This window comes from Pseudorhodoferax soli, assembly GCF_003337555.1.
In the GTDB taxonomy this organism is placed as follows: domain Bacteria; phylum Pseudomonadota; class Gammaproteobacteria; order Burkholderiales; family Burkholderiaceae_C; genus Pseudorhodoferax; species Pseudorhodoferax soli.
In genome coordinates this window covers 124,560-140,011 of sequence record NZ_QPJK01000001.1, presented here as the reverse complement: position 1 = coordinate 140,011, position 15,452 = coordinate 124,560, and the positions used below count along the sequence as shown (strand labels likewise).

At 72.9% G+C, this 15,452-nt stretch carries 15 protein-coding genes; 7 read left to right on the top strand and 8 right to left on the bottom strand.

From position 1 onward, the window contains the following. Positions 1-76 precede the first annotated feature (76 nt). From DES41_RS00595 to DES41_RS00585, 3 genes are read left to right on the top strand one after another with little or no spacing between them, the layout of a single operon-like run. Positions 77-316 carry an antitoxin gene (locus DES41_RS00595; RefSeq protein ID WP_114464971.1) on the top strand — a complete coding sequence of 80 codons (240 nt, stop codon included), beginning with the start codon at positions 77-79 and terminating at the stop codon, positions 314-316. Then, positions 304-720, top strand: coding sequence for a type II toxin-antitoxin system tRNA(fMet)-specific endonuclease VapC (gene vapC / locus DES41_RS00590; protein WP_114464970.1), 417 nt, complete (start codon positions 304-306; stop codon positions 718-720). The genes DES41_RS00595 and vapC overlap by 13 nt, the downstream gene beginning before the upstream one ends. Continuing rightward, positions 717-1,058 (top strand): DUF2845 domain-containing protein, encoded by a 342-nt coding sequence (locus DES41_RS00585; protein ID WP_114464968.1) that lies wholly within the window; start codon positions 717-719, stop codon positions 1,056-1,058. The genes vapC and DES41_RS00585 overlap by 4 nt, the downstream gene beginning before the upstream one ends. An 8-nt stretch (positions 1,059-1,066) precedes the next feature. Here DES41_RS00585 and DES41_RS00580 read toward each other — a convergent pair whose 3' ends face one another. From DES41_RS00580 to DES41_RS00545, 8 genes are read right to left on the bottom strand one after another with little or no spacing between them, the layout of a single operon-like run. After that, positions 1,067-1,597: a hypothetical protein gene (locus tag DES41_RS00580; RefSeq protein ID WP_114464966.1), complete on the bottom strand. Its 531-nt coding sequence runs from the start codon at positions 1,595-1,597 to the stop codon at positions 1,067-1,069. 2 nt (positions 1,598-1,599) lie between these two features. After that, entirely contained in the window at positions 1,600-2,247 is a 648-nt protein-coding gene (locus tag DES41_RS00575) for an isochorismatase family protein (protein WP_114464965.1), read from the bottom strand. Further along, positions 2,244-3,446, bottom strand: coding sequence for an isochorismate synthase (locus DES41_RS00570; protein WP_211332864.1), 1,203 nt, complete (start codon positions 3,444-3,446; stop codon positions 2,244-2,246). Before DES41_RS00570 ends, DES41_RS00575 begins: the two co-directional genes overlap by 4 nt. Continuing rightward, the gene (locus DES41_RS00565) at positions 3,437-7,369 is read right to left on the bottom strand and encodes a non-ribosomal peptide synthetase (protein ID WP_114464963.1); all 3,933 of its coding nucleotides are present in this window, start codon (positions 7,367-7,369) and stop codon (positions 3,437-3,439) included. Before DES41_RS00565 ends, DES41_RS00570 begins: the two co-directional genes overlap by 10 nt. Then, complete coding sequence (locus tag DES41_RS00560) at positions 7,366-7,602, bottom strand: phosphopantetheine-binding protein (RefSeq protein ID WP_114464962.1); 237 nt, start codon at positions 7,600-7,602, stop codon at positions 7,366-7,368. Before DES41_RS00560 ends, DES41_RS00565 begins: the two co-directional genes overlap by 4 nt. A 3-nt stretch (positions 7,603-7,605) precedes the next feature. Then, positions 7,606-9,246: a (2,3-dihydroxybenzoyl)adenylate synthase gene (locus DES41_RS00555; protein WP_114464960.1), complete on the bottom strand. Its 1,641-nt coding sequence runs from the start codon at positions 9,244-9,246 to the stop codon at positions 7,606-7,608. Then, positions 9,243-10,466, bottom strand: coding sequence for an MFS transporter (locus DES41_RS00550; protein WP_211332863.1), 1,224 nt, complete (start codon positions 10,464-10,466; stop codon positions 9,243-9,245). Before DES41_RS00550 ends, DES41_RS00555 begins: the two co-directional genes overlap by 4 nt. A 2-nt stretch (positions 10,467-10,468) precedes the next feature. After that, entirely contained in the window at positions 10,469-11,389 is a 921-nt protein-coding gene (locus DES41_RS00545) for an alpha/beta hydrolase (protein ID WP_170168059.1), read from the bottom strand. A 249-nt stretch (positions 11,390-11,638) separates the two neighbouring features. Between DES41_RS00545 and DES41_RS00540 the strand changes: the two genes are divergently transcribed. The 4 genes from DES41_RS00540 to DES41_RS00525 are packed head-to-tail and all read left to right on the top strand — an operon-like array spanning position 11,639 to position 15,436. Beyond that, positions 11,639-12,748, top strand: coding sequence for an ABC transporter substrate-binding protein (locus DES41_RS00540; protein ID WP_211332862.1), 1,110 nt, complete (start codon positions 11,639-11,641; stop codon positions 12,746-12,748). Then, complete coding sequence (locus tag DES41_RS00535; protein ID WP_114464954.1) at positions 12,745-13,806, top strand: FecCD family ABC transporter permease; 1,062 nt, start codon at positions 12,745-12,747, stop codon at positions 13,804-13,806. The genes DES41_RS00540 and DES41_RS00535 overlap by 4 nt, the downstream gene beginning before the upstream one ends. Continuing rightward, entirely contained in the window at positions 13,803-14,597 is a 795-nt protein-coding gene (locus tag DES41_RS00530) for an ABC transporter ATP-binding protein (protein WP_114464952.1), read from the top strand. The genes DES41_RS00535 and DES41_RS00530 overlap by 4 nt, the downstream gene beginning before the upstream one ends. Continuing rightward, positions 14,594-15,436 (top strand): alpha/beta hydrolase, encoded by an 843-nt coding sequence (locus DES41_RS00525; RefSeq protein WP_170168058.1) that lies wholly within the window; start codon positions 14,594-14,596, stop codon positions 15,434-15,436. The genes DES41_RS00530 and DES41_RS00525 overlap by 4 nt, the downstream gene beginning before the upstream one ends. Positions 15,437-15,452: the final 16 nt, after the last annotated feature.

The following is a 15,452-nucleotide window of genomic DNA, read 5'->3' as shown; positions in this document are numbered from 1 at the left end:
CCAGGGCTTTGTGGTGCCGGGTGGTGTTGCTACCAAATGATGGCTACCATTGGTGGCTACCAATACGAGGTGTTGCATGTCCACTGCCGTCGCCAAACTGTTCATGTCCGGCCGCAGCCAGGCCGTACGGCTGCCCAAGAGCCTTCGCTTCGAGGGCGAAGAGGTCGTGGCCAGGCGCTTCGGCAACGGCGTGCTGCTGTTGCCCGTGCAAGCGCCCTGGCAAGTGATGCGCGAGGCGTTGGCCGAGTTCGAGCCAGGCTTTGTCCTCGAGCGCGAACAGCCCGAGGTACAGGAGCGCGAAGCATGGCCGCGTTGAGCGGCGGCCCGCGCTACCTGCTGGACACCAACACCTGCATCTACATCATCAACCGCCGGCCAGCCGAGGTGTTCGTGCGTTTCGAGGCGTTGGAGGTGGGAGAGGTCGGCATCTCCAGCATCACAGGGGCCGAGTTGGCCTTCGGGGTTGCCAAGAGCGGGTCGGATCGCAACCGGCAAGCACTCGACAAATTCCTGGCGCCGCTGGAAGTCTGTGCCTTCGACGAAGCTGCCATGCGGCGCTATGGCAGCCTGCGCAGCCAGCTGGAGCGGCAAGGCACGCCGATCGGTGCACTCGACACCTTGATTGCCGCGCACGCGCTGGCCCTGGGGTGCGTGCTTGTCACCAACAACGCGCGTGAGTTCCAGCGTGTTGCCGGGTTGGCACTGGAGAACTGGGTATGACCCAAGGAGCCGTCGCCATGCTGAAGCTGTCGATCCTGGCCTGTGTGCTGCTGTCCTGGGGCGGCCAGGCCGCCGCCCAATCCCTGCGCTGCGGCCGCGACTTCGCGCAGGTCGGCGAGACGAAATTCGTGATCGAGTCCAAGTGCGGCGCGCCCGCGGCCAAGGACAGCTTTTGCAAGCCCATCGGCATCGCGCCCAGCACCGTCGGCCGGCCGCCGCACGTGGCCTGCGACATGGTGGAGGAGTGGACCTACAAGCCCGGCATCGGGCAGTTCATCACCATCCTGCAGTTCCGCGAAGGGGAGCTGCGGGAGATGAAGTACGGGCCGCGCCAGTAGGAACGCGCTCAGCCGGGCGCAGCGCTGCTGATGTACTCGATGTAGCCCGCGCGGTAGGGCGCGCAGGCGGCCTGCAGCTTGCCGTCCACCTCGGCGCCGACACGCTCGCCGGTCCACAGGTGCGGCGCGACCGAGCCGTCGCTGGCGATCTGCAGCATGCCGATGTTGGTGTGTGTCATCTGGCCGTCGTCGGCCACCACGCCCTGCTGCAGGCACACGCCGATCGGCACCTGGGGCTTGCTGCTGGGCGGCACGATGGCCACGGCCGACAGCTGTCCGGCGATGGGCCGCTCGGGCACCACCAGGGTGCGGATGCCGTCGCGCTGCTGGGCCAGGCTCTTCGCCAGCGCGGCGACCAGCTGCCGCGCCCGGTCCTGCGCGGTGCTGCCGGCGGCGATGCGCTGCATCTCCTTGGCCAGTTCCCCGGGGTAGCGCTGCGCCGCGGGCGGCGACAGCAGCGGGTGGCTGCTCTGGGCCTGGGCGTGCAGGCCCAGCAGCGCTGCGCAAGCGAGCAGCACGGTGCGGTGGCGTGCACGCATGGTCAGGCCCCCGCCAGCAGTTGCGCGGTGGTCAGCACCTGGCCGCAGGTGGCCGCCACCCATTGCAGCGCCATGTCGTGCTTCTCGCGCGAGAAATCGGCCAGCGCGTCGGCCACGAAGAAGGGTTCGATGTCGCGCTGGAAGGCTTCGGCGGCCGTGCACAGGCAGCCGATGTGGGCGTAGACGCCCGTGATGACGAGCTGGTCGCGGCCGCGCACGCGCATCAGCGTCTCCAGGTTGCTGCGCTGGAAGGCGCTGTAGCGGTGCTTGGTCAGCACCTGGTCGCCGCTCTGGGGCCCGAGCGCGGCGACTATCTGCTCGTGCTCGGCGGTGGCGCGCATACCAGGGCCCCAGAGTTCGGCCTGCAGGCCGCGGTCGCGCCGGTCCTGGTTGCCGTGCTGGGCTGTGTAGAACACCGGCACGCCGGCCGCGCGGGCCCAGGCCAGCAGCTGCGCGAGATGGGCCACGGCGCTCTGCAGGGGCTCGGCCGCGGGCGGGAAGGCCGCGAGGAAGTAGTCCTGCATGTCGTGCACCAGCAGCGCGGCGCGCGCAGTGTCCAGGCGCCAGGGTGCGCGCGAGGGGGGCAGTTCGTCGGCGCGCGGCAGCGCGTAGGCGGGGATGCTGGGCAGGCGGCGTGGGGTGTCGGTCATCGGTCGTGGGGGAACAGCGCGGGGGCGATGCCCAGCGCATGGAGCATGGCGTTGAATTTTGCGCGCGTTTCGGCGGCCTCCGATGCGGGCGAGGAGTCGGCGACGATGCCGGCGCCGGCGAACAGGCGGGCCGTGTGGCCTTGCACGCGGGCGCAGCGCAGCGCCACATGCCAGGCGCCGTCGCCTGCGGCATCGCACCAGCCGACGGCGCCCGCGTAGAAGCCGCGTGGCACGGTTTCCAGCGCGGCGATGGCCTCGGCCGCCGCGTCGCGCGGTGTGCCGCAGACGGCGGGCGTGGGGTGCAGCAGGGCGGCCAGCGCGGCGCTGGAGGCCAGTGGCAGGCCGTCGGCGGACGCGTCCTTGAGCTCGCCCTCGATGCGCGTGCCCAGGTGCCACATGCTGGCCGTGGCGTGCAGCGCGGGTGTGGCCGGCACGCGCAGCTGGCGGCACAGCGGCGCCAGCAGATCGGCGATGGCCTGCACCACGTAGCGGTGCTCGCCCAGGTCCTTGGCGGAGTCGCGCAGGGCCGCAGCACGGGCTTCGCTGGCCGCCAGGTCGGGCCCGCGCGCGGCCGAGCCGGCCAGCGGCTCGCTCGCGATGACGGCGCCGCGGCGCGAGAGCAGCAGTTCGGGCGTGGCGCCGACCAGCCAGGCCGGTGCGGCGTCGGCCTCGACCGGCAGGGGCAGCACGTAGCGCAGCACGCCAGGGTCGCCGGCCAGGCGCCGGGCCAGCCACCAGGGGCTGATGGGCGTGGTGCTGCGCGCGTCCAAGGTGCGGGCCAGCACGACCTTGTGCAGGCCGCTGCCAGCCTGCAGGCGCTGCACGGCCTGGGCGACGGCGGCCGCGTAGCCGGCGCGCGTGGGTTCGTCTTGCAGCGACCAGCCCTGCGGTGCAGCGGCTTGGCCGGCCATGCAGTGCAGCCAGGCGGATGCGGCGTCGGCGTCGTGCACGCGGCGCGGTGCCAGCAGGTGCGCTGGCGCGTGGCGGTCGAAGGGCAGGGCGCCGACCAGCCTGGCATGGGGTGCGGCGCCGGCGAAGTGCCGCGCCACCGCGCTGCCCAGCTGCGCGGCCGGCACGGCCAGCTGCGCCTGCACGCCTTCGCTGAGCAGGCCGCCGCCGTGCGACAGCAGCAGCATGCGCGCGCGGCCGTCGGCGGCCTGTTCGGCCGGCCTGGAGAGGTCCTCGCGCATCATGCCCATTGCGCCATCCTGGCCGCGAGCAGCGGCGCGATGAGTGCCGTGGCCTCGGCGCCCGTCATCTGCGCGTGCATGAGCGGTACCTCCAGCATGTCCACGCGCTCGGCGTAGTCCAGCCAGCGCGCGGCCTGCAGCTGCGGCTTGCCGGCATGGTCGCGCGCGGCGCGCACGTGGGTCAGCGTGCCGGCCATGCGGCTGTGGCGGTGCTGGCGGATCAGGCGGTTGGTGTCGGTCACCACGCGCACCACGCCCTCGAGTGCGGCGGCGGGCAGGTTGCCGAGCGCTGTGTCGCCGGCGCGCAGGAAGTCCACGACCTTGTCGCGCGTGTCGAGCTCGGGGTGGCCCTCAGGGTCGTAGCCGGCGATCGCCAGCAGCGCGCGCAGCGCCTGCAGCGGCGAGGGTTCGGGCTCGTCGCGCCAGCAGTCGGCCGGGTAGGCGTCCAGCAGCGCGACCAGTCCGACCTGGCGCCCCATCTGCTGCAGGGCCACGGCCATGGCCTGCGCGAGGATGCCGCCGACCGACCAGCCGGCCAGGTGGATGGGCCCCAGCGGCTGGAGCGTGGCCACGCGCACGGCGTAGTCCTGGGCCAGCGTGGCGATGCCGTCCGGCAGCGGGTGCTCGGGCGCCAGCGCGGGCGATTGCAGGCCCCAGACGCTGCGCGAGGGTGCCATCTCGGCGATGCTCCGCGCCAGCAGCCGGTAGCCCCAGGCGATGCCGCCGGCCGGGTGCACCACGAAGAGCGGCGCCTGCGCGGCATCGCCTGCCGCCAGCCGGATCAGCGGCTTGAGCCCGCTGTCGAAGCGCACGGCCTCGCCGTCGATGGCGGCGGCCAGCGCGGCCACCGTGGGGGTCTCGAACAGCGAACCCAGGCCCGGGTTGCGGTGCCAGCGTTCCTCGATCTGCAGCAGCAGCTGCACGGCGGAGAGCGAGTCGCCGCCCAGGCTGAAGAAGTCGGCCTCGGCCCCCACGGCCGTGCCGGCGGGCAGGCGCAGCAGTTCGGCGAACAGCGCGGCGATGGCCTCTTCGGTGGCGGTCTGCGGCGCGCGGCCGGCCGCGGCACCGTCGGCAAAGCGCGGCGCCGGCAGGGCCTGGCGGTCCAGCTTGCCGTTGGCGGTGACGGGCCAGTCGGACAACACCACGGTGGCCGCAGGCAGCATGTAGTCGGGCACGCGCGCGGCGAGGCGCTCGCGCAGCTGCCCGGCGGAGGCCGCGGCGCCGTCGGCGCTGAGCTGCACGTAGGCCACCAGGCGCTTCTCGCCCGCGCTGTCCTCGCGCAGCATGACCTCGGCCCGCGTGACCAGGCCGGTGGCGTGCAGCGCGGCCTCGACCTCGCCGAGCTCGATGCGCAGGCCGCGCAGCTTGACCTGGTGGTCGCTGCGGCCGAGGAAGACCACGGCGCCGTCTTCGGCACGCCAGCGCGCCAGGTCGCCGGTCTTGTAGATGCGCTCGCCAGCGCGGCGCGGGTCGGGCAGGAAGCGCTCGGCCGTGAGGTCGTCCCGGCCCAGGTAGCCGCGCGCCAGCTGCACGCCGCCCAGGTAGAGGTCGCCGGCCACGCCCGGCGGCAGCGGGCGCATCCGCGCGTCCAGCACATACAGCCGCGTGTTCCACACCGGCAGGCCGATGGGCACGGGGCGGCTGTGGTCGTCGGCCGAGGCGGGCCACCAGCTCACGTCCACCGCCGCTTCGGTGGGGCCGTAGAGGTTGTGCAGCGCGCTCGTGAGCGTGGCGTGCAGCCGGTCGCGCAGCGGTGCGGGCAGTTCCTCTCCGCTGCAGAAGATGCGCTGCATCGTGAGGCCGCGCGCGGCCGGGTGCGCAAGGAAGGCCGCCAGCATGGACGGCACGAAGTGGCAGGTGCCGATGCGCTGCGTGCGGATGATCTGCGCGAGCGCGGCCGGGTCGCGGTGCGCCTCGGGCGGCGCGATCACCAGCGTGCAGCCGGTGATGAGCGGCAGGAAGAACTCCCAGACCGAGACGTCGAAGGTCGCGGGCGTCTTTTGCAGGATGCGTTCTTCCGGCGTGAAGCCGTAGTGCTGGCGCATCCATTCCAGCCGGTTGACGATGGCCCGGTGTTCCACCAGCACGCCCTTGGGTTCGCCCGTGGAGCCCGAGGTGTAGATCACGTAGGCGGCGTCGCCCGGGGCCGGTGGGGCGTCGAGCGCGGCGTCCGGCTGCTGCGGCCAGTCGGCCGTGCGCAGGCGCGGCAGCAAGGGTGGCAGGCGGGCCGCGTCCTCGGCGCGCACGAGGGCGCAGACGGGCTGGGACAGCGCGACCACGCGCGCCAGCCGCTCGGGCGGATGGGCGAGGTCCAGTGGCAGGTAGGCGCCGCCGGCGCGCAGCACGGCCACGAGCGCGATGAGCAGTTCCAGCGATCGCGGCAGCGCCACGGCGACGAGGCTGTCGCGGCCGACGCCGCGCGCGCGCAGCGTGAGGGCCAGCGCGCGCGAGCGCTGCTCCAGCTGGGCGTAGCTCAGCGCCCGGCCTTCGAACTCCAGCGCAGCCGCCCCGGGCCGCGCGGCCATCTGGGCCTCGATCAATGCCGCCAGCGTGGTGCTGGGCACGGCATGGTCGGTGGCGTTCAGCGCGAACAGGTGGCGCTGGGCCTCGGCGGGGCTGGCCAGCGGCATGTCGTCCACGGACACGGCGGTCAGCGCGGCGCGCAGGAAGTGCGGCAGCCGCGCCAGATGGCCGGCCACGCTGGCTGCGCTGTAGAGCGCGGGGTTGGCCTCGATCTCCAGCTCGAGCTGCTGCACGCCGTCGCCACGGAAACCGATGGTCAGGTCGTCGATCGGGCCGGTGCCCAGGATCTCGAGCCGCGTCGCCAGGCCCGGCAGCACCAGCGGCTTGTAGAAGGGCTGGACGTTGATCAGCGCGGCATGCAGCCGGCGCTGGCCGCCCAGCAGGTTGAGGTCGCGGCGCAGCTGCTCGCTGCGGTAGCGGCCGTGGCGGCGCGCGCGCGTCTGCGCGCGCACGAGTTGCTCCGTGAAGTCGGCGAGCGGCTGGCCCGGCGTGGCGCGGACGGCCAGCGGCAGCACGTTCATGGTGGTGGCGCTCGCGCGCGAGGCCGCGCTGCCGAGCCGGCCCATGAACGGGATGCCCAGCACCGTGGCTTCGGCCGTGGCCATGCGCAGGCAGTACAGCCCAGTCCAGGCGGTCAGGAGGTCGGGCCAGCTGGTGTCCAGGGCCTGGGCCTTGGCCAGCAGCGCGGCGCGCAGGTCGGCGTCCAGTGGCGCGCTGAGACGGTGGCAGGTGTGGGCGGCGTGGGCGCGGCCTCCTGCTGGATTCCCCAGGCCCGCCACCTCGGGCATGGGCGTGAAGGCGTCGCGCCAGAAGGCGGCGTCCTGGGCGCGCCTGGGCGAGGCGCGGTAGGCCGCGTCCTCGGAGACCAGTTGCGCGAACGCGGCCAGCGGCGCACGCGCAGGGGCCTGGCCCAGGGCTTCGGCGTAGAGCTCGGCCAGGCGCTGGCTCCACAGCGCCATGCCGTAGCCATCGCTGGCCAGGTGGTGGGCGCGCTGGTACCAGCAGTGGCGGGTCGGGGAAAGGCGGTACAGGCGCTGCACGGCCAGTGCGTCGCGCGTGGGATCCAGCGGCGTCTGCATGTCCGCGCCCATGGCAGCCAGCGCGCGATCGGCGGCGTCGGCGTGGGCCGAGAGATCGATGGTCTGCAGGACGGGCCGGCGGGCCGGGTCGATCCACTGCCGCGGGCCGTCGGGCGTGTCGCGCAGCGCGAGCGCGAGCGACCCGCACTCGGCCGCGGCCTGTTCGGCGGCGGCCGCGAAGGCGGCCACATCGAGCGGGCCATCGATCCATAGCGCGTGGCCGCAGTTGAAGGCGGGGTTGGCGGGGGCCAGCTGCTGGGCGTACCACAGGCCGCTCTGGGCCTCGGTCAGCGGCCAGGGGGCGGCGCCGTGCGCGCTCTGCGCCGTCATGCCTGGCGCTGCTGGACCAGGTTCCACCAGCCGTTCAGCGTGGTTTCCGCGCCGATTTCCGACATGTCCAGTTGCAGGCCGGCCTCGTTCCAGCCCAGCACGAGGTTGAGCAGGCGCATGGAATCCAGGCCCCAGTCCATGAGGTTGTCGTCCAGGCCGATCTCGGCGGGGTCTTCGCGCAGCATGCGGGCCACGTCGGCGCGCATGCGTTCCAGGGTCAGGGCTTCAGGCATGGGTCACTTGGCCTCGTTGGCCAGAAATTCGGCGCGCAAACGGGCGCGCAGTTCCTTGCGGCTGGTCTTGCCGACAGCGGTCTGGTCGAAGGCCGCCACGAACACGATCTGGTCAGGAATCTTGAAGGCCGCCACGCCGCGCGTACGCATCCAGGCCTTGATCTCGGGCGGGCGCGGCTTGTCGTCACTGCGCGGGATCACGAAGGCGCAGATGCGCTCGCCCAGGTAGTCGTCGGGGATGGAGACCACGGCCACGTCGAACACCTGCGGGTGCGCGAGCAGGTGGTCCTCCACCTCTTCGGCGGAGATCTTCTCGCCGGCGCGGTTGATGTGGTCGTGCGCACGGCCCTGCACCACGAGGTAGCCGCCCGGTTGGCGCAGCACCATGTCGCCGGTGCGGTAGAAGCCGTCGGCCGTGAACGATCGCGCGTTGGCGGCGTCGTCGTTGTGGTAGCCGCGGATGGTGTAGGGGCCGCGCGTGAGCAGGTAGCCGACTTCGCCATCGGGCACGGGCTGGCCCGCGTCGTCCACCACCAGCACCTCGTCGTCGGGGCTGATCGGGCGGCCCTGCGTGCCGAGGATGGTGTCTTCGTCGTCGTCCAGTCGCGTGTAGTTGACCAGGCCCTCGGCCATGCCGAACACCTGCTGCAGCTTGACCGGCAGGCCGGCCACCACGCGTCGCGCGGCCTCGGGCGTGAGCTTGGCACCGCCGACCTGGAGCACGCGCAGGCTGCTGAGGTCGTGCGGCGTGCTGGCCGCGGCCTGGGCCCACAGCAGCGCGAGCGGCGGCACGAGGCCGGTGTCGGTCACGCGTTCGCGTGCGATGAGCGCGAAGGCGGTCTCGGGCGCGGGCGAGGGCGACAGCACCACGGTGCCGCCGGCATGGAACACGCCCAGCGCGCCCGGCGAGCTCATCGGGAAGTTGTGCGCGGCCGGCAGCGCGACCAGGTAGACCGAATCCTGCGTGATGCCGCAGATGGCGTTGGAGGCGCGGAAGCTGTAGATGTAGTCGTCGTGCGTGCGCGGGATCAGCTTGGACAGGCCCGTGGAGCCGCCCGAGATCTGCAGGAAGGCGACGGACTGCGGGTCCGGGTCTTCCCTGGGCAACAGGGCCGGGTCGCCGGCCAGGCTGGCGAGCGCGGTGAACTCCTCGGCCTCGCCGACCACCACGACCTCGCGCAGGCCCAGGTCCAGCTCCAGGAGCTCGCGGGCCAGCGTGCGGTAGTCGAAGCCGTCGTACCGGTCGGCCACCACATAGCCCGCGGCCTGGGCCTTGCGCACGAAGTGCGCGATCTCGGTGCTGCGGTGCGCGGGCAGCGCATAGACCGGCACCAGGCCGGCGCGGAACAGGCCGAACACGACGGCGTAGAAGGCGGCGATGTTGCCCAGCTGCACGACCACACGCTCGCCCGGTCGCAGGCCGCGCGCCAGCAGGCCGGCGGCAATGGTCTCGGCGCGGCGGTGCAGCTCGGCATAGGTCCAACGCTCGTCGCCACCGACGATGGCGGTGCGCTCGGCGAAGCGGTGGGCACGCTCGCGCAGCAGGGCGGGGAAGGTCTCGCCGCGCCAGTGGCCGGCGGCGCGGTAGCGCGCGGCCAGGTCGGCAGGCCAGGTCTGGCGCAGGGGGATCAAGGGGTCGGTCATGCGGTGGTCGCGCGCCGCAGGCGCACGTGAGAGAACAGGGCCAGTGCCCACAGCGCGCCACCGACCAGCAGGTAGGGCAGGGCGGGCGAGACGCGGTAGAGCAGGGTGCCGAGGAGGGGCCCCAGCACCATGCCCAGGCCTTGGGCGGCCGACAGCGTGCCGGCAGCGGCGCCCTGCTCGTGCGGCTGCACGGCGTTGGCGGCCATGGCCTGGAAGTTCGGGAAGATCAGGCCCATGCCGAAGGCCATCACGCCGTAGCTGGCCAGCAGCATGCCTTGCGACTGCACGGCCGCCACGCTGGCGAAGCCACAGCCGGCGATGGCCGCGCCCAGCACGATCCAGCGCGCCAGCGGCACCGTCTTGAAACGCATCACGCATTGCTGCGAGACGATGAGTGCGCAGCCCACGCAGGTCAACGCGAGGCCGGCCACGCGTGCGCCCTGGTCCACGGGCAGGGCCAGCCGGTCGATGGCGAAGAAGCCGACCAGCACCTGGGCGATGGCGACCGAACCCATGGCCGCAAAGCCGGTCAGCGCGGCCACGCGCAGCCGGGCGTCGAGCAGGCCCATGGGCTTGGCGCCGGGCGGGCGCTGCGCGGCAGCGGGCCTGCCGCCCGGCAGCAGCAGCCAGACCGCGGCCAGCGCGATGACGGGCAGTGCGGCGGCGGCGTACAGCGCGAGCGAGAGGTCGTGGCCGGCCAGCCAGCCGGCGGCGGCGGGGCCCAGCACCAGGCCCATGGCGTTGGCCGAGCCCAGCTTGGCCATGGCGACAGGGCGTTCGCGCGGCAGCGTATGGTCGGCCACCACGGCGGCGGCGGTCGGCGGCACGGCGGCGTAGAAGGCGCCGATCATGGCGCGCGCGCCGACCAGCAGGGCCAGTGCGGCCAGGCCGCCGATCTTCTGCCGCAGCGCGAGGTCGATGCCCACCGCCAGCGCCCAGTAGGCCAGGGCGAAGGCGGCGAAGCCGATCAGCAGCACGGGCTTGCGGCCGCGCCGGTCGCCCACGCTGCCCCACCAGCGCGCCAGCAGCATCCACAGCAGGCCGCCGGCCGTGACCGACAGGCCGGCCACCCACTCGGGCAAGCCGAGCCGGCGCACGATGGGGCCGACCACGGCGACGAAGGCCATCATGGCCATGGTGCCCGTGAGCGCGGCGAACACCAGCGGCCCCATGGGCGGCGGCGTGGCAGGGACGGCGGTGGAAGGGGAAGTGGCGTCCATGGTCAGGCGGCGGCGAAGGCCAGCGTCGGCGGGATCGAGGCCTGCCGCATCGGGCCATGGCCGACGCCCGGGAAGGATTGGAAGCGCACGTCCAGGCCGGCGCGCCGGCCCTGGCGTTCGGCCATCTTCGGCGTGGCGTCGCTGAGCATGGCGCGGCGGCTGCGGGCCTCCTCGTCCATGCCGGGCCGTTGTGAGCGCGTGGCTGTGCCGGCGCCGCCGGCCATCAGCAGCAGCTGGGTGGGCCGGCCGCCCGGCAGCGGCCGCGCGCGTTCCTCGATTGACAACAGGTGGCCGTCGTGCCACCAAAGCGAAGGATCGGCCGCGGCATAGCGTGCGAACAGCTGCGGCCGCGTGAACAGCGTGTACAGCGCAAGCAGGCCGCCGTAGGAATGGCCCCAGAGCGTGGTGCGCGCCGGGTCGCAGGGCGCGTGCTGGCCGATGGTGGGCAGCACCTGCTGCGCGACGAGGTCCAGGAACAGGTCGGCGCCGCCGGCCGGGCGCTGGCGCTGGGCGTCGTCCCAGGTCGGGCTTTCGCCGGGCACGGGCGGGGTGTAGTCGAAGGCGCGGGCCGTGACGTCCAGGTCTTGCTCCGTCTCGTAGCCGAGCGCGGCGATGGCCAGCGGGCTGGTCTCGGCCTGGCGCGCCAGCGGGGCATCGGTCAGCGCGCTGAAGGCGGCATTGCCGTCCAGCATCACCAGCAGCGGGTAGCCTGCAGCTGGCGGCCTGGCAGGGGGCAGCAGCAGCTGCACGCGGTAGCGGCGCTGGCCGTCGGCCGACGAGAGACCGAACTGCGCGCTGCGGCGGGGGCTTGCGGCCGGGCCGGCCATTGCGCAGGCTTGCAGGCCGGTGCCGGCCAGCGCCAGCAGCAGGCTGCGGCGCGGCAATGGCGGCGAATGGCTGGGGAGGGCGGCGAGGTCGGACAAGGGATGTGAAGGAGCCAGCGCGCCGGGCAGTTCCAGCGCCAACGCGGTCTGCACGACCCCGCCCGAGCAGGTGGGTTCAGCAGCCAGATGCGAATGATTTGTAGTAGTAGATTCTAGGCGCCGACGATGTCCATCGGCCCGATCAGGCCTTTGCTTCGCAATACTTTGCATTGGCGTAGGGCCGGTGGCGGCGGTGCAAGCAGGGCCTGTGGCAACATCCGCGGTTTGCCTCGTAGATAGGAATCGTTCTTGAAAACTAGCCTGTACCGCGTCATCCTGGCCTGCGGCCTGGTGCTGGCCGCCCTGGTCGTGCCCGTCGGTGTGGCCGGCGCGGCGGAGCTGACCGACCTGAACGGCCGCAAGGTGAGCGTGGCTGACCAGGTGCGCAAGATTTCCATCGACGATGGCCGCTTCCTGGTCGCGCTGTCGCTCATCCAGCCCGACCCGGTGCAGTGGCTGTCGGCCTGGCCGCGCGACGTGCACCGCATCGGCGAGGCGACCTACGCACAGTTCCTGGCCAAGTTCCCGGCGCTGCGCAGCGTGCCGCAGGTTGCCTCCTCGGCCGGCAGCTTCAACCTGGAGGCCGTGCTGTCGGCCGCGCCCGACGTGGCCGTGGTCTCGGTCGGCTCGGGCCCCACCGAAGCGCAGACCGCGCAGCTCAAGGCCGCCGGCATCCCGGTGGTCTTCATCGACTTCTTCGACAACCCGTTCAAGAACCAGGAGCCCAGCCTGCGCATCCTGGGCCAGCTGACGGGCGGCCAGGCCAGGGCCGAGGCCTTCATCGCATGGCGGCGCGCGCATGTGGACAGGATCGCGCAGCGCGTGGCCAGGCTCGCGCCGAACGCGCGGCCCACGGTGTTCCTCGAAGCCCATGCGGGCATGACGGGCGACTGCTGCAACTCGCCCGGCAAGGGCAACATGGGCGAGTACATCGACTTCGTGGGTGGCCACAACATCGGCGCGGACGTGCTCAAGGCGCCGACCGGCAAGCTCAACATCGAGTACGTGATGTCGCGCGACCCGCAGGTCTACATCGCCACCGGCGGCGCGCACCTGGAGAAGGCCGGCGGGCTGGTGCTCGGGGCGGGCTACGACGCTGCGCGCGCACGCGCCTCGCTGGCGGCGGTGGCGCAGCGCCAGGGCATCGCGACGCTCTCGGCCGTGAAGACCGGGCGGACCTTCGGCCTGGCGCACCAGCTCATCAACTCGCCCATCGACATCGTGGCGATCGAGGCCTTCGCCACCTGGATCCATCCCGAGCTGTTCAAGGACGTCGACCCGGCGAAGACGCTGGCCGAGATCAACAGCAGGTTCCTGGCCGTGCCCTACCAGGGCGCCGGCTGGACCAGCCTGAAATGAGCGCGACCTTGCCCGTGCGCGCGGGCGATGTGCTCGCGGCCTACCGGCGCCTGGTGGTGCGCCGCATGCTGATCGTGGCGGGCCTGGCGGTGCTGTGCGTGGCCGCGTTCGCGCTCGACCTCGTGACCGGCCCCTCGTCGCTGACGGCCGCCCAGGTTCTGGGCGGCATCTTCTCGCCCGAGACCCTGAGCCCGCCGCAGCAGGCCATCGTCTGGCAGGTGCGCCTGCCCTATGCGCTGATGGCCGTGCTGGTCGGCGCCGCGCTGTCGCTGGCCGGCGCGGAGATGCAGACCATCCTGAACAACCCACTGGCCAGCCCCTTCACGCTGGGCGTGTCGTCGGCCGCCTCGTTCGGCGCGGCCCTGGCCATCGTGCTGGGCATCAGCCTGCCGTTCGTGCCGCTGCAGTGGATGGTGCCGCTCAACGCCTTCCTGTTCGCGTTCGGCTCGGTGCTGCTGCTGCAGCTGATGGCGCGGCGGCGCAGCGCGGGCGTGGAGACCGTGGTGCTGCTGGGCATCGCGCTGGTGTTCGCGTTCAACGCGCTGGTGGCGCTGGTGCAGTTCCTGTCCTCGCAGGAGGCGCTGCAGCAGCTGGTGTTCTGGAGCATGGGCTCGCTCTCGCGCGCGACCTGGGGCCATGTCGGCGTGCTCGCCGCGGTGCTCGCGCTGGTCGTGCCGTTCTCGCTGCTGGCGGCCGGGCGGCTGACCTCGCTGCGCCTGGGCGAGGACCGTGCCCGCAGCTTCGGCGTGGACGTGGGCCGGCTGCGCTTTCTCGCGCTGCTGCGCGTGAGCCTGCTGGCCGCGACCTCGGTGGCCTTCGCCGGCACCATCGGCTTCATCGGCCTGGTCGGCCCGCACATGGCGCGGCTGCTGCTGGGCGAGGACCACCGCTTCCTGCTGCCGGCCAGCGTGCTCTGCGGCGCGCTGATCATGTCGCTGGCCTCGGTGGCCAGCAAGACGCTGGTGCCGGGCGCGATCATGCCGGTGGGCATCGTCACGGCCATCGTCGGCGTGCCGGTGTTCCTGTTCCTGATCTTCCGCAGCAAAGATCGCGCATGAAGCAGCACGGTGCATTGCAGGTGCGCGGCCTGGCCACGGGCTACCGCGAGCGCCAGATCATCCAGGGCCTGGACCTGCCCGACCTGCGCGCCGGCGAGGTGCATTCCCTGGTCGGCCCCAACGCGGCGGGCAAGAGCACGCTGATGCGCGCGCTGGCCGGCCTGCAGCCGGCGCGGGGTTCGGTGCGGCTGGGCGGCGAGGAGCTCGTCGGCCTGCCGCTGGCCGAGCACGCGCGCCGCGTGACCTACATGCCGCAGACCCTGCCGCAGGGCGTGGCGCTGTCGGTGCTCGAAAGCGTGCTGGGCGCCTTGCAGGCATCCAGCACCGGCCATCCCGGCGGCGACAGCCACGCGGCCGCGCAGCGGCGCGCCGTGGCCGTGCTCGAACGCGTGGGCATCCTGCGGCTGGCAATGGAGGGGCTGGACCACCTGTCGGGCGGCCAGCGCCAGCTGGTCTCGCTGGCGCAGGCCCTAGTGCGCGAGCCGCACGTGCTGCTGCTCGACGAGCCCATCAGCGCGCTCGACCTGCAACACCAGCTGCGTGTGATGCGGCTGGTGCAGGAACTCGCGCGCGAGCGGGGCATGATCGCCATCATGGTGCTGCACGACCTGCAGATCGCCGCGCGCTGGTCCGACGGCATCGTCATGCTGGCGCAGGGCGCGGTGGTGTCCACGGGCGCGCCGGCCGAGGCCATCACGCCGGCCTCGCTGGCCCAGGTCTACGGTGTGCAGGCGCGCGTGGAGCACTGCTCGGGTGGTGGCTTGCAGATCATGGTGGACGACGTGCTGTGAGCGGCGACTGGCTGGCATTCGAACTGCCGGGCGCGCGGACGCGCCGCTGGCCGGCCCGGGCCAATGGCCAGGCCTACCGCATCAGTGTCTGGGTGCCGCCCGGCACGCCGCCGCCTGGTGGCTTTCCAGCCATCTGCGTGCTGGACGCCAACGCGTTGTTCGGCACCTTCGTGGAACTCGTGCGCCGCTCCAGCCGGCGCCCCGATGCGACCGGCATCGTGCCGACCGCGGTGGTCGGCATCGCGCACGACGGCGACGAACTGTTCGCCGAGGCGCTGCGCCGGCGCGACTTCACGGCCGGCCCGGCGGCCGGCGAGCCCGCGCCGGCCGCGGGCAGCGTGGGCGGCGCACCGGCGTTTTTGTCCTTCATCGCCGACGAACTGATGCCGGCGCTGCGCGCCGAGCTGCCGCTGGACGCCGCCCGCCAGGCGCTGTTCGGCCATTCGCTCGCCGGCCACTTCGTCCTGCAGGCGCTGGCTGCGCGGCCCCAGGCCTTTCGCACCTGGGCGGCTGTCAGCCCCTCGGTCTGGTGGGACGAGGCGGGCCTGCGCGCGGCCCTGGCGGCGGCGTTGCCGGGCCAGCCGGACCTGCGCGTGTTCATGGCCGCCGGCGCCTGGGAGGACGAGGTCCCGCCGTGGCAGCGCCAGCACCCTGGCTACGAACAACTGGTCGCGCGCCGGGCGCAGCGCCGCATGGTCGGCAGCGCCCAGGCGCTGGCCGAAGACCTGCAGGCCTGGCTGGGCGCGGACCGGCTCGCGTTCCGTGTCTTCCCCGACGAGGACCATGCCTCGGTGGTCATGGTGGCGGCGCAGCGCGTGCTGCGCTTTTGCGGCGGCTGACAGCAAAAACGCCCCG